Annotated in this window: 10 protein-coding genes; 5 read left to right on the top strand and 5 right to left on the bottom strand. The window is 45.5% G+C overall.

Annotated elements, in window-relative coordinates:
• Window positions 1–9: 9 nt before the first annotated feature.
• On the bottom strand, window positions 10–1,815 hold the full coding sequence (locus ACFO4O_RS03585) for an acyl-CoA dehydrogenase (RefSeq protein WP_382405992.1): 1,806 nt from the start codon (window positions 1,813–1,815) through the stop codon (window positions 10–12).
• 138 nt (window positions 1,816–1,953) lie between these two features.
• Here ACFO4O_RS03585 and ACFO4O_RS03580 point away from each other — a divergent pair, with 138 nt between their 5' ends.
• The 3 genes from ACFO4O_RS03580 (at window position 1,954) to ACFO4O_RS03570 (ending at window position 6,317) form a co-directional block, all read left to right on the top strand.
• Window positions 1,954–2,955: a GlxA family transcriptional regulator gene (locus ACFO4O_RS03580; protein ID WP_382405991.1), complete on the top strand. Its 1,002-nt coding sequence runs from the start codon at window positions 1,954–1,956 to the stop codon at window positions 2,953–2,955.
• Window positions 2,956–3,028: 73 nt separating this feature from the next.
• On the top strand, window positions 3,029–5,308 hold the full coding sequence (locus ACFO4O_RS03575; RefSeq protein WP_382405990.1) for a TonB-dependent receptor: 2,280 nt from the start codon (window positions 3,029–3,031) through the stop codon (window positions 5,306–5,308).
• Between the two features lie 106 nt (window positions 5,309–5,414).
• Window positions 5,415–6,317 (top strand): DMT family transporter, encoded by a 903-nt coding sequence (locus ACFO4O_RS03570; protein WP_382405989.1) that lies wholly within the window; start codon window positions 5,415–5,417, stop codon window positions 6,315–6,317.
• Here the strand turns inward: ACFO4O_RS03570 and ACFO4O_RS03565 are convergent.
• The 4 genes from ACFO4O_RS03565 to ACFO4O_RS03550 form a co-directional block, all read right to left on the bottom strand.
• The gene (locus ACFO4O_RS03565; RefSeq protein WP_382405988.1) at window positions 6,314–6,607 is read right to left on the bottom strand and encodes a hypothetical protein; all 294 of its coding nucleotides are present in this window, start codon (window positions 6,605–6,607) and stop codon (window positions 6,314–6,316) included. The genes ACFO4O_RS03570 and ACFO4O_RS03565 overlap by 4 nt on opposite strands.
• A gap of 28 nt (window positions 6,608–6,635) precedes the next feature.
• Window positions 6,636–9,827: an efflux RND transporter permease subunit gene (locus tag ACFO4O_RS03560; RefSeq protein ID WP_382405987.1), complete on the bottom strand. Its 3,192-nt coding sequence runs from the start codon at window positions 9,825–9,827 to the stop codon at window positions 6,636–6,638.
• Complete coding sequence (locus tag ACFO4O_RS03555; RefSeq protein ID WP_382405986.1) at window positions 9,824–11,011, bottom strand: efflux RND transporter periplasmic adaptor subunit; 1,188 nt, start codon at window positions 11,009–11,011, stop codon at window positions 9,824–9,826. Before ACFO4O_RS03555 ends, ACFO4O_RS03560 begins: the two co-directional genes overlap by 4 nt.
• Before the next feature lie 244 nt (window positions 11,012–11,255).
• A complete protein-coding gene (locus ACFO4O_RS03550) occupies window positions 11,256–11,711 on the bottom strand; it encodes an Lrp/AsnC family transcriptional regulator (protein WP_382405985.1) in 456 nt (151 codons plus the stop codon).
• Window positions 11,712–11,992: 281 nt separating this feature from the next.
• Between ACFO4O_RS03550 and ACFO4O_RS03545 the strand changes: the two genes are divergently transcribed.
• Both ACFO4O_RS03545 and ACFO4O_RS03540 read left to right on the top strand, forming a co-directional pair.
• Window positions 11,993–12,766, top strand: coding sequence for a tryptophan 2,3-dioxygenase family protein (locus ACFO4O_RS03545; protein WP_382405984.1), 774 nt, complete (start codon window positions 11,993–11,995; stop codon window positions 12,764–12,766).
• Window positions 12,729–14,006, top strand: a complete 1,278-nt coding sequence (locus ACFO4O_RS03540) for an aminotransferase class V-fold PLP-dependent enzyme (RefSeq protein ID WP_382405983.1) — start codon at window positions 12,729–12,731, stop codon at window positions 14,004–14,006. The genes ACFO4O_RS03545 and ACFO4O_RS03540 overlap by 38 nt, the downstream gene beginning before the upstream one ends.
• Window positions 14,007–14,078: the final 72 nt, after the last annotated feature.

The following is a 14,078-nucleotide window of genomic DNA, read 5'->3' as shown; positions in this document are numbered from 1 at the left end:
TAAGTCTCCTTAAAACCAGTCTGGCTGCATTTGCGCACAGACGTCGTTATTGTTGTGTAAAAGTTGTAAGTCACGCTCAATTAATGGCAACTCCCAGTCTATAAAATATTTAGCTGCTTGCACTTTTCCTAAATAGAAAGCTTTGGCCGACTCACTCTGTGCGTCAACGAGCAGCTTTTCTGCCACGCTGGCCTGGCGAATCCATATCCAGCTCACCACAATGGTCGCAAACGCATTCATCATCGCTTGCGCGTTGGCACTTAGGGTTATTTGCTTATCGCTTTGTATTGCGCCGGCAACATGTGTTAATAGCTCATGCAGCTTCGCTAAATAGCCCCCTAATTTCTTCGCCATTTGTGAAGACTCACCGGTGGTAATCGCGCCTAAATGACTTTGAATTTCTTTTTGCAGTATTTTTAAGCCAAGACCATTTTTCTGCCATAGCTTGCGGAAGGTTAAATCAAGCGCCTGAATGCCATTCGTTCCTTCATGAATAGGGTTAAGGCGGTTATCGCGCCAAAACTGTTCTGACAAATATTCTCGCGTGTAGCCTGAGCCGCCCAGCACCTGAATGCCTAAGTCATTAGCCTTAGGCCCAAATTCAGAGGGCCATGCTTTTAACACCGGCGTCAATAGGTCTAGTAATTCTTGCAGCCCTTGTTTTTCTTCGGCATCAGCGCAGGTATTAATGCGATCAATCAAATTAGAGCCATACAAGCACAAGGCCATGCCGCCCTCGCTGTAGGCTTTTTGTGCTAAGAGCATGCGCTTCACGTCGCCATGAAAAATAATCGGGGCTGGCGCATCTTCTGGTTTATTGTTAGGTGCGACTCGACCCTGTGTTCGGTCTTTAGCGAAATCGAGCGCATACTGATACCCACGATAGCCAATCATCGCGGCACCAAAACCTACGCCAATACGCGCCTCATTCATCATCATGAACATATAGCGCAAGCCAAAATGCTCCTCACCCACCAAATAGCCATGACAATCATCGTTCTCGCCAAAGGTTAAAGCTGTTGATGTGGTGCCGCGATAACCAAGCTTGTGCAGTAAACCTGCAAGCTGAACATCGTTACGCTCACTAGGGTCACCGTTTTCATCTAAGCGGTATTTAGGTACAACCATCAAAGAAATCCCTTTTACCCCGGCGGGACCGCCTGGCACTTTTGCCAACACCAAATGCACAATGTTGTCAGAAAGCTCATGCTCGCCTCCCGATATATAAATTTTTGACCCTTTAATGCGATATGTGCCGTCGTCTTGCTTCACCGCAGTGGTGCGAATATCGGCAAGCGAGCTGCCCGCATGCGGCTCAGTTAGGGCCATGGTGCCTGTGAAATCACCCGTAAGCATTTTTGGCATAAACTGCGCTTTGAGTTCATCGCTGGCGAAATGGCTAATTACATTAATCGCAGCAGAGGTTAAAAACGGATAGGCTGTGGTAGAGGGATTAGCGGCCATAAAATAACCGGATACTGCGGTCATTACTGACTCAGGTAATTGCATACCGCCATCTTCAAACGCATAACGACCAGCAATAAACCCAGCCTCTCTAAAGGCATCAAATGCGACTTTTACGTCGCCCAGCATACTGACTTTTTTACCGTCAAAGGTGGGCTCTTGCTTATCTGCAATATGGTTATGGGGTAAAAATAGCTTGGCTGCCATTTTGTGCGCGGTATCTAATACCGCGTCGAATGTTTCGCGGCTGTGGTCTGCAAACTTTTCATGCTTACATAGCGACTCAGCGTTAAGCACATCATAAAGTTGGAACGGGAGTTCCATGTCGTGAATGAGAGTATCTGCTGCCATTACTTCCTCAACTTAATAAAACTCGGGCATGCCCTTGGTTGCGATAGTTTTATACTAACGCTGTGGAAGGTTTTCTTTTAGTGTCATTTATGCCATTCTTATGGTCAATAAAGACAACTATTTTGCTAGTGAATATATATGCCGTACTTTAAGAAATACAAAGTCACCATAGTAGGATTTGACGGCGCTTTGGCCTCGGCAATTACGGGTGCCATGGATATATTTTCCTTTGCTGGCGTGTCTTGGCAGCGTTTTAATCATTTGCCGCCTGAGCCGCGCTTTACCGTGAGTCTTGCTAGCCTTAATCAGCGTCCAGTGGAGTGCATAAATCGTTTAACGCTTAACGCGCACCAAGCCATCGAAGATATAAACAGCACAGATATCCTGCTCATTCCCACCATTGGGGGGTCAATTCATAAGGTGCTCGAGCAAAACCAAGCTTTGCTTCCTCACCTTGTGCGCATCAGTCAGTCGGGCTGCGACGTGCTAGGTAATTGCTCTGGCGCGTTTTTACTCGCCAAGGCAGGTTTATTAAATGACCGCACAGCCACCACGCATTGGGGTTACGCGTCACTGTTTGCGAACATGTTTAGCGATGTAAATTTAGATATTAAACAAATGATCACGCAGTCAGACAATGTGTATTGTGCTGGCGGCGGCGTGGCCTTTCATAATTTATGCTTGTTGCTAATTGAACGTTACTGCGGCAGAGAAGTAGCCAATCAGGTTGCCAAGGCACATGTTATTGACACCCACCGCACCAATCAAAGCGCTTTTACCAACATTCGTCAGCTCAAACAGCATCAACAGCCGCAAATTGTAAAAGTACAGGAATTTATAGAAGATAATTATCAACTTCCGTTAAAGGTAAGTGAGTTAGCGAAGATGGTACATGTTACTTCTCGCACGCTTAACCGTCAGTTTCAGCAGTGGGTCAATATGCGACCCATCGAATACATTCAAACAATACGCGTTGAGCAAGCAAAGCGCCTGCTTGAAGGCGGTCATAAACACATTCAGTCTTTAGCCTTAGAAGTGGGCTATGAGGATGCAGCATCCTTTGCCAAATTGTTTAAAAAAACCACAGGCTATACGCCTGCACAATACAAAATAAAATTTCATCGAGATTTTGATTTTTAGCGGATTTTATCAGCATTGTTTGGTAAACTTGTCGCAGTTTTAACCACTCCTCCTTAATATTCGGAACCAACACATGAAAACCTTTAAGCACTCGACATTAGCGCTAGCGATGGCTGTTGCCTTTACGTTACCTACGCTCGCTCAGGCACAAACACAAACTGAAAATGATGAAGACCAAGCTGTTCAACAGGCAGCCGGCCTTGAGCGCATTACCGTAACAGCGCAAAAAAGAACGCAAAGTATTCAGGATGTCCCTATTTCGATCGCAACCCTAAGCGGTGAAGAGTTTGAAAATTTGTTTTCAGGTGGTGGCGATATACTCGAACTGGCGGTACGCGTTCCGGGTTTATACGCAGAAACGTCTAACGGCAGGGTTGCACCGCGCTTTTACATTCGCGGCTTAGGCAATACCGATTTTGATTTAGCAGCTTCGCAGCCGGTATCCATCATAATGGACGATGTGGTAATGGAAAACGTGGTGTTAAAGAGCTTTCCATTGTTTGATGTTCAGCAAGTGGAAGTGCTTCGCGGCCCACAAGGCACGCTATTTGGGCGCAACACAACAGCAGGCATCATCAAATTTGATTCTGTTAAGCCTAGCGAAGACTTCGACGCCTACGTAAAAGCCTCGTATGGCAGCTTAAACACCTTCAATCTAGAGGGTGCTGTGGGTGGCAGTTTAGGCGGTGATTTGGCTGGGCGTATTTCAGTCTTATCGCAGTCGCGCGAGGATTACATAGACAACATCGCTTCTGAAGAAGGCAACGCTATCGGTGGTTTTCGTGAGCAAGCGTGGCGCGGACAGTTACTCTATACCCCCAGTGATGATTTGAGCATTTTAGCAAATGTTCACGGTAGAGAGCTAACCGGCACTGCATCGGTATTTAGAGCTAACGTATTTACCAAAGGCTCGAACGACCTAAACGAAAATTATAAACGTGATGAAGTTATCTACGACGGTAACTTAAACGGCAGTGGGTTCGATAATAACCCACAAGAATATGAAGGCTTTGGTGCTTCGTTTAAAGTAGATTACGACTTTGGCGATTTCACCCTTACTTCAATCACCGCATATGAAGAGGCCGAAGGTTTCAGCTTAGGTGATATAGACGGAGGTTTTGGCAGCGCAGCAGACTTTACGCCGCCTTCACGCCCCGGCTTTATTCCGTTTGATGCTGTAACCCAAGACAATCTTGACGATCTGGAACAAGTTACGCAAGAAATTCGCTTCGCCAGCGATACCGACGAAGCGCTGTCGTGGCAGGTTGGTGCATTTTACTTCGACTCATCGTTTAACGTCACGTCAACAGACGGTTTCTTTGGTGCCACAACAGTGTTTCACGACAATACAACTTGGGCAGTATTTGGCCAAGCAAGCTATGAACTCACTGAAAAACTCACACTTACTGGTGGTGTGCGTTATACCGACGATGAAAAATCTCTTGAAGTGGGTGAGCAGAATGTCAACGGTTTTGCCCTTGTGATAGGTGCCGCATCTATACAAGAGTATGATCCAATTAATGTAGATGACGGACAGACAAGCTTTGAGCTTAGTGCAAACTACAGTCTAAGCGACAATGTGTCATTGTTTGCCCGTTATGCAAACGGCTTCAGAGCGCAGTCTATTCAGGGTCGAGACATCGCATTTGAAGGTGCCCCTTCGGTTGCCGATGCCGAAACAATTAACTCCATTGAGGCCGGTTTCAAAGCTGATTTAATTGACAACACCCTTCGCGTAAATGCGGCTGTATTCGCTTATGAGGTTGATGATATTCAGCTATCAGCCATTGGCGGTGCTAATAACGGTAACTCTTTGTTGAATGCCGACAAAGGCCGAGCATTTGGCTTTGAAGTAGACGCGCAATATTTGGTAACAGAGAATTTTGTTATCACAGCGGGTTTTAGCTTGAACGATACCGAATTACAAGATGACGATTTGCTTGTTGCGCCTTGTGGCGCAAACTGCACCGTGCTCGACCCTGTCGTTAATGGTTTAGCCGCTGTGGACGGCAATCCATTCCCACAAGCGCCTGAAACTATCTTCAATTTTACAGCGCGTTATGCCATCCCTGCGGGTGACAATGGCGAATTATTTGCCTACACCGATTGGGCATTTCAAGGCGAGACCAACTTGTTTTTATATGAGTCAGTTGAATTTCAAACCGATGATAATGTTGAGGGCGGTTTACGCTTAGGCTATGAGAACTTTTATCATGGCTACACCGTTGCCTTATTTGGTCGTAACATCACAAATGAAGACAATGTGAAAGGAGCTATCGATTTCAATAACCTAACGGGTATTGTTAACGAGCCTCGCATTATCGGGATTGAAGCTAAGTTTACTTTCTATTAAGTCTCGACTATGTAAACAAGGCCGGTCATAGCGCCGGCCTTTTTATTTTTAATATACTGGTTTTACCGCCTTTTACTCCTTCGTTTTAATACTTAAAGAGTCGTCAATGCTCAATTCTAACGTATTTTTGTTTAGCACCTGTGTGCTTATTTGGGGCTCTACTTGGATAGCCATTACCTTTCAAACCGGTGAAACTCCGGTTATGGTCTCGGTTGCTCTGCGTTTTGCAATTGCCGCCGTATTACTGGGTATTTGGTGCAAAATCCGCAGCATTTCGCTGCGCATAGCGCCCGGACAACATAAATACCTATTTGCCGCTGGCGTCTTTTTGTACTGCATGGATTATTCGTTTTTGTATGCGGCTGAACAACACATGATAAGCGCCCTGCTGGCAGTCCTTAGCAGCAGCGTAATTTATTTTAATGTGGTGCTGCGCCGCATTATATTGGGCAAGGCTATTCGCTTAGAAGTGATCATTGGCGCGACCATAGGTCTGCTTGGTATTGCGCTGATTTTTGCTCCCGAATTTGAAAAAATGTCTCTCACCGAAGGAATTAGCCTTGGACTATTATTCGCAACCGCTTCGTTTTTGTCGGCCGCATTTGGAAATATTACCTCTGAGCGTATTTTAGATCGGCAGACTGGCGTCATCCCAATGAATTTTTGGGCCATGAGCTACGGTGTTGCCTGCACGAGTCTTATTGCACTTTTTAGTGGAATGGAATTTTCACTTCCAGACCAACCGTCTTATTACTACTCTTTGGTTTATCTGTCGGTGTTTGGTTCGGTGCTCGCGTTCGGCTCTTATATGAAGTTGCTAAAGCAAATAGGCTCAGACAAAGCAGCCTATGTGGTGCTGGTATACCCCGTGGTAGCGCTGATTATATCGACTTTTTTTGAAGCCTATCTATGGACACAATACTCAATTGTTGGCGTTGTCTTCGTGATCATTGGCAACGCCGTTGCTATGGGCAAGGCAAACCGGCTTTTAAGCCGATGGACCGACTAAATCTGAAAGCCCACCACAATGGCAATAAGCGCAATAATCCCTACATATGGGAAGGGCGAACGCCAAATTGACATAGGCTTACGGCTAGCTTGGTCAACAGCACGATTTTGAATTTGTGACTGCAACTGAGCTTCATCGGCTAAATGGCGTTTATAACGCCAGTACACAAAGGCAGCGCTCAGCAAAAATACAATAATTGCCACGGGCATGCTAAACCCGTCGTATATCCAAGCGGCGTAAAAATAGACAAACACATAAGCCAAGCCGCTAAGCCAAAAAAAGTATTTCATTTGTGCTCCTGCTTATTGCAATTAAATGCTATTTACCCTCAGCGGCAAAATCGCCGTTCGCTTCATTTGGATTATCATCTTGCGATTTGCTTGCATCAACACGCTTTCCCTTCTTGCCTCTAAATGCCGTTTTAAAATCATCTAAAATCAAATAAAGCGACGGGACAAGCAGCAGTGTAATAACTGTGGCAAACAATATCCCGAAGGCCAACGAAATCGCCATAGGGATTACAATTTGGGCTTGTAGGCTGCGTTCAAACACAATAGGCATTAATCCCATAAATGTTGTGAGTGAGGTCAGTACAATGGCTCTGAAACGTTGAGTACCCGCGTTAACAACCGCATCAATCATTCGGTAACCTTCTCGACGAGCGCGATTGACAAAATCCACCATGATGAGTGAGTCGTTTACCACTACGCCAGACAAGGCAATGATCCCGCAAATCGAGAGAACACTTACCGCCTTACCTAATAACAAATGTCCAATGATTGCCCCAACTACGCCGAAGGGAATAACCGACATAATTATTAACGGTTGTGAATAAGACTTAAGCGGAATAGCCATCAATGCAAATATTGCCAGCAGCGCGAACAAGAAACCCTGCGCCAACGACAGCATAGCCTCGCCCTGCTCTCTTGAGTTTCCTTGTAGTTTAAAACTTACCTGCGGATAGCGTGAGAGTATTTCGGGGATAACTTCATTAGTGACCTCAGATACTACTTCACCTGGGTCGATTAAATCTTTATTTACCTTACCGGTGACGGTAATGGAGCGAGCACCGTCTACTCGTATAATACTCGAGTAGCCTTTAGCCAATTCAATATCGGCCACCTGACTAAATGGGATGTCGTCACCGTTAGGCGCTCGAACGCGCATGTTTTCAAGATTACCGACAGAGTTTCGCTGCTCTTGCGGATATCTGACCATGACTTTAACTTCTTCATCTTGACGCTGAATGCGCTGAGCTTCTGCTCCAAAAAAGCCATATCTCACTTGCTGAGCAAGTTGCGACAATGAAATCCCCAATGCCTCTGCTTGAGGTTTCACCGCTAACTGAATTTCGTCGCTACCGCCACTGAAGGTGTCGTTAATCTCACTTACCCCTTCGTAAGCTTCTAAATAGCTTCTAAGCTCGGCGGTTACATTGGTGAGCTCCTGCAGATTATTTGAGCTAAACTCAAAATCCAAGTCTGAGCCGCCACCAGGGCCACCGCCGCCACCGATACTAAATGAGCGTACGCCTGCCATTTCAGGAATTTTTTCGCGCCATACTTCTTGAATCTGTTTGTCGGTTAAATCGCGCGTTTCGCCTTTGGTGAGCTCAATAAAAAACTGACCCGAAAGCGCACCGGTATCAAAAGCTAAAAAGTGTTTTATTACGCCGGCACCGGTTTCCTCGCTAATTTGGTTTTCCATTGCTAGCGCGCCATTCATTACATTGGTAATGGCTTGGTCTCGCTGTTTAAGAGAACTGCCCGCTTCCATTTCAATAGTCGCAACCATGAAGTCTGACGGGATATCAGGGAAAAATACAAATCGCACGAGTCCACTGCCAAACAAGCCTATGGTGAGGATTAACATGGCCACAAAGGTTGCTAACGTGGTATAGCGGTATTTCACCGCTTTGACTAAAAATGGCGCATATTTATTGGCAATAAACCCTTTCACAAGCTCATTAAAAGCCTCTCGCTTGCGCTGAAACCAGTTTGCAGTGTCAGGATCGTATGGTTTTACCTTCATGTGCGCCAAGTGCGCCGGCAATATTAGTTTTGATTCAATCAGTGAAAAGACTAAGCACAAAATCACCACCATGCCGATGGTTTTCCAGATCACGCCAAAGGTACCACTCACCATTAACATCGGCGAAAAGGCGGCTATTGTGGTTAAAACCCCGAAGGTGGCCGGCATGGCGACGCGTTTAACGCCGCGTATGATGTTGTCCATACTGTGGCCGTGTTTGTCCATCTCACTGTACGCCGACTCTCCCATAATAATGGCGTCGTCAACGACTATCCCCAGCACCAGAATAAAGCCAAACAAACTCAAAAGATTTATAGAAACATCGATGTATTGAATCGGCATCAACATCAGCGTGCCTAAAAAACAAACCGGCAAGCCAACAATTACCCAAAACGCCAATTTAATTTTTAAGAATAGAGACAGCACTAAGAAAACAAGCAGTGCCCCAAAAAACATATTCGAGAGCATCATATTGAGGCGGTCTGCTAAATAAAACGAGCTATCGCCCCACGAATCAGCGCTCACGTTTGGCGGCAGAATGTCGCGTTGTTCATCGAGATAACGATTAACCTGCTTTGAGATTTCAAGTGCATTTTGATCGCCCACCGCTCGCACTCTAATACTCATAGCAGGTTTGCCATCAAATAAGGCAAACTGATTGTCTTCAATGAAGCCGTCGTTGATACTGGCAATGTCACCTAGCAGCAAGCGTGTGCCGTCTTGTCGGTTTATGAGCGGAATACTTGCAAATTCATAGGCGGTATACGCTTGGCCCTTTGCGCGAAGCAAAATATCGCCATTTTCGCTCTTAATAGACCCACCTGGAATATCAATGCTCGTAGCTCTAATCGCCCGCACGACTTCGTCAAAGGTAAGGTTATAGGCCTGTAGGTCGTTTTCTGATATTTCTACCGATACCTCATAATCGCGCGCACCAAATACCGAAACGTCGGATACGCCCGGCAAATTCGCAATATCGTCTCGCATATCTTTGGTGATTTCTTTAAGACTACGCTCGCTTACCGTGCCGTAGACCGACACCCATAGCACGTCTTGCGGGACTTTTACTCTGTAAACCACAGGCTTTTCAGTATTAGCAGGAAACGTCGGAATAGCATCGACCTGTACTTTTACCTCATCGAGCATATTTTGCACGTCGTAACCATCTTCCACCTCAATACTGACGGTGCCAAGGCCCTCGCGAGCGGTCGACGTGATTTTTTTAATCCCCTCTAAATTCTTAACCGCTTCCTCAATCTTGAGAATAACGCCCTCTTCCACCTCTTGCGGAGCCGCTCCTAAGTATGGCACCTGCACAATCACTTGGTTAATAATAAACTGAGGAAAAATCTTTTTTTGTACTTGGATGATACCGAATATACCGCCAAGTATAATCGACCACATAAGGAGATTTGCTGCTACGCTGTTGCGCGCAAACCAAGCAATTAAGCCTGACTTGGTATCGATATGCTCACTCATAAACTTACCTCTTGCACAGACTGCTCAGAGCCCGTAGGTGGTGTATCTAGTATCCGTACCGGCATGCCGTTATAGGGGTTAGATACCGCACTCATGACTACCTGATGCGAAGGGTCTAAGCCACCACCAATGTATACAAAGTCTTCGTCGGTACGTATCACTTCAACATCATTAATTTGTAATTGAGAATTGTCATCAACGGTTAACACCGTGCCGTCTAATCGCAGCACAAAGCGAGGAAGCTTAACAATGCCACTGGCTTGAACGCCAGTAATTTGCGCCTCAACAAAACGCCCAAACTTCAATGCTGACTGATTAACCTGTGTATCTTGACGTAAGTACGGGTCGTTAACCTCAACAACGCCGTAAATCACGCGGCGAGCGTCATCTAGTACCGCCTCGTCTCTTACCAAACGCCCTTGCCAGAATTGTTTTTTACCCGCGACTTCGGCGCTTAAGGTCACAATAGGCTGTTGATTTTGAACATCGCCAATAAAGGCAACATCATCGTCGGTAAGCGGTAAGCGAATTTGGGCAGTGTCAGTTGAAAATATCTCTCCTACCTGACCGCCTAGGGGTAAGAATTGGCCTAAGTCTACTCCGCGGCTTTTGACCAAACCGTCATAAGGCGCCTTTATTTTGGTGCGTTCTAAATTGCGTAAAGCACGCTGATAATTTGCTTGAGCGGCTTTTAAATTTGCTTGTTCTCTGGCTAACTGTGGCTTACGAAGGCCTAACTCGGGTGGTGTGCCTGAGTTAAATGAACTCCATTCTTTAGCTGCAACCCTACCGCGTGCAATTTCTTCATCTAATGCGGCCTGAGCTCTTGCCAGCTCAGCCTCGGCGAGCAAGAGGTCAGTTTGATAATCAACACTTTCGAGCTCAACTAAAACGTCTCCCTCACTAAAAAAACCGCCTTCGATAAAGTTGTCAGCGATAGCGATGACTTTTCCACTGACTTGTGAGCTGAGCATGGTTTGGTTTTTCGGCTGGACCGAGCCTTGGGCATAAACTAAAAATTCGATATCGTTGAATTCAATGGGTGAGACGTCGACTAAAAACTCGGCCTTTTCAACTTCTTTTTTCTCAGGCTCGGGTTTACTGGCGATTAAAATCGCCATAATTACAATCGCGCCAACTAAAATAAAAATAGGAATGCCAACTTTCTTTAAGCCACTTGCCATGAATAAGCCTTTTTGGTGTTATTTTTACGCCGAGCAACGGCATCAATATGATATTACTCATATTATTATACTAAGCTTTAGTGCATTTAGCCTAACGTCATTTGCTTAACACTCACTGTAATACGCGCTTAAAGTGTATCTAATTGTTTCAGCGCTAACGCTACAGATAACGCAAGAAGTGTATTTGCGTGTAATTGTTTAATTACTTGATTATTTTATGACGTCATTTTTACCTAAGTTATTTTCAAATCAGAGGCATGTAGGCATGGGCGTGCTTAATTTCTCGGGTTGAAATAGACGTACTAAAGCGCATGACGCCGGGCAACTTAGATAATTCGTGACGCAGCAAAACGTCAAACCGAGGCATATCTGGTGCGGCCACCTCGAGTAAATAATCAAAGTCGCCGGTCACCGCCTCACAGCGCAAAATATTGTCATTTGCATTTACGCTCGCCTCAAACTGAGCTGACTCGTTAAAATTTACAATTACATGCACAAAGGCTCTTATCTCTAAGCCAAGAAGACTGCCGTCAAGCTGCGCGCGGTAGCCTTTGATGAAACCTTGCTTTTGCAGTGCCTTTACTCGGTTCCAACAAGGCGTTTTTGATAGGCCTACGGTGCTTGCTAATTCGGCAAAAGACATTCTGCCGTCTTGCTCAAGCAAGCGTAATATTCGTTTGTCTTGTTCGCTTAAGTTCATATTCTGCCCACACTCATGTTGATGCTTCTTTTGATGCTCGTGATAATGCTCTTGTATACACTCGAATTAATGCACTTGTTTATACGCGTATTGATGCCCTTCATAAAACAAACGCTCACATGAACACCTAAAATGCGAGAACATTACTCCATTTAAATGCCAATGTAAAAACCATCGTTCTTATTTATCCCGCAGTATATAGAATAATAACAACAATGTTTTTAAGTATTTCGTCGATACTGTTACTAGGAATGATGCGAGCCCAATATGTGAGTAAAAATATGTCGAAACAGACAACGTCACACGATAATGATGCCATGCGACAAAAATACTACGCCATGATTGAAAACCCTGACATGCTCGATTACGGTGTATATCTGAAATGCGATAAGCTACTAAGCTGCCAAAAGCCTCTTGCTGAACTTTCAACTAGCGACGAACTGCAATTTCAAATTGTCCATCAGGTAGAAGAGCTTTGGATGAAGTTGATGACCTTTACACTGGTTGAAATAATTGAGTATATGCGTAAACGCCAAAGCCATCGCGTTATTACGCTTTTTTCAAGAGTGCATCGCATCCAGCGCATGATGATAGACCAACTTGGCGTGCTCGAGACCATGTCGCCAAAAGAATATCAGCAAATTCGTTTGCAGTTAGGCAATGGCAGCGGCCAAGAGTCTCCAGGCTTTAGAATGCTGCTTAAACTGCCTAATGATTTATGGCAGGCGTTTGAAGAAAGCTATTTGGAGAATGGTGCAATCAGCATTGATTCCATTTATGACGAGCAGTATACGCACGATGAGAAATACGCAATAGCTGAGGCGCTTATTGAATATGACGAGCTGTTTCAACTATTTAGATGGCGGCATTTATTTTTAATCCATCGGTCTATTGGGCTCGGCTCAGATTCTCTCAAAGGCAGGCCTGTTGATTTATTGCAACAAGGTGCACGCAAGCGCTTTTTTCCTCAATTGTGGGACATTCGCTGTACCATGACCGACCGTTGGGGAAGCGAGTATGGTAAGGTTCGCCCGTCAATTAGCGGCAAGTCATAGCGAGCAAAAAATGGCAAACGAACAAGACAGTAAAAACACGCACAAGCTTGAAAAAGACGCACCGTCATTTGCCTCGATTTATCATAGGCCAGTGGGTGTATATGCCCTTGCTCACTCCGTTGGTCCGCTGTGCAAGACCGCAACATCACAATTGAATGAGCATTATCTTGAGCCATGGCAAACCACCGGTGGGGATGCATGGCCGCATTGGATGTCGCAAATCGACAGGTTTAGAAACGCTCTAAGCGTTTTGCTAAATACAAACAGCGCTGACATTTGCCCTCAGCCATCGGTTAGCATCGCCTTTTCGCAATGGCTGGCAGCCCTTGCCAAACGAAATAAACGTAAAAACAGTACAAAACCACCATCCCCCTCCTCCCCAAAAAAGGTCATTATGCATAAAGATGCTTTTGCCTCTTTGGGTTTTGCAGTGAAAGGCCTTTGCGAGACTTACCACCTAGAGCTTTGCCTGATAGACGGTAGCGCTAACGATTTGAGTGAGTGGGAAGCGCAGCTGTCGCAAGCAGACGCATTTGCCTGCTTACTGACTCATGCGCACTCTAATACCGGCGAGTTGAGCAATATTGCGCAGTTGAGCGCACTGGCGCACGCGCACAATGTTTGGTGCGGCGTTGATATCGCGCAGTCTGTGGGTATCATTCCCATAGATATCACTCAGTGGTCGGTAGACTGCGTGGTCGGCTCTAGCGTAAAGTGGCTAAGTGGTGGGCCGGGAGCAGCATTTTTGTGCTTAGCGAGCGAGCACGCAGAAGAATTAGCTCCCGATCATCTAGCATGGTTTTCTCATGAAAATCCATTCGAGTTTGACATTACGCACTTTGCGCCGGCCAAAGGCGTTACGCGCTTTTTTGGCGGAACCCCTAGCATTGCGCCATTTATATTGGCAGCAAGCGCCATCGAACAACACGTTTCAATTAGCACGAGCGTTTATAGAGAACATAACCTTATGCTGATGCGGCATTTTTTGCAGGAATTGTTACAGACGAGTCCTCAAGCAATTCCCGCTCACTACTGTGACTTGCTGAGCAAAACCCCCTCGCGTTCATCTCAAAACATAGCGTGTTCAGGGACTTTATGTTTGCCATTGCCGGCCAACGACACCGCGCAGAAGCTTACGCAAGCAGGCGTTAAGTTTGATCAAAGAGAGCAGCTTATTCGCTTGTCGTTCAGTGTTATTAATGATGTGAACGATATTGAGCAGGTTTTATCTTGCTTGTAGCCTTGTTTAAAGGGTAAACAAAATCCGTAACCCGATAAAACGTTTGTCAAAACTTACTGTAAGCGATAAATT

Source organism: Glaciecola siphonariae, from assembly GCF_042652645.1.
Classification (GTDB): domain Bacteria; phylum Pseudomonadota; class Gammaproteobacteria; order Enterobacterales; family Alteromonadaceae; genus Glaciecola; species Glaciecola siphonariae.
The sequence above is the reverse complement of the archived record's forward strand: the minus strand, read 5'-3'. Positions and strand labels throughout refer to the sequence as shown.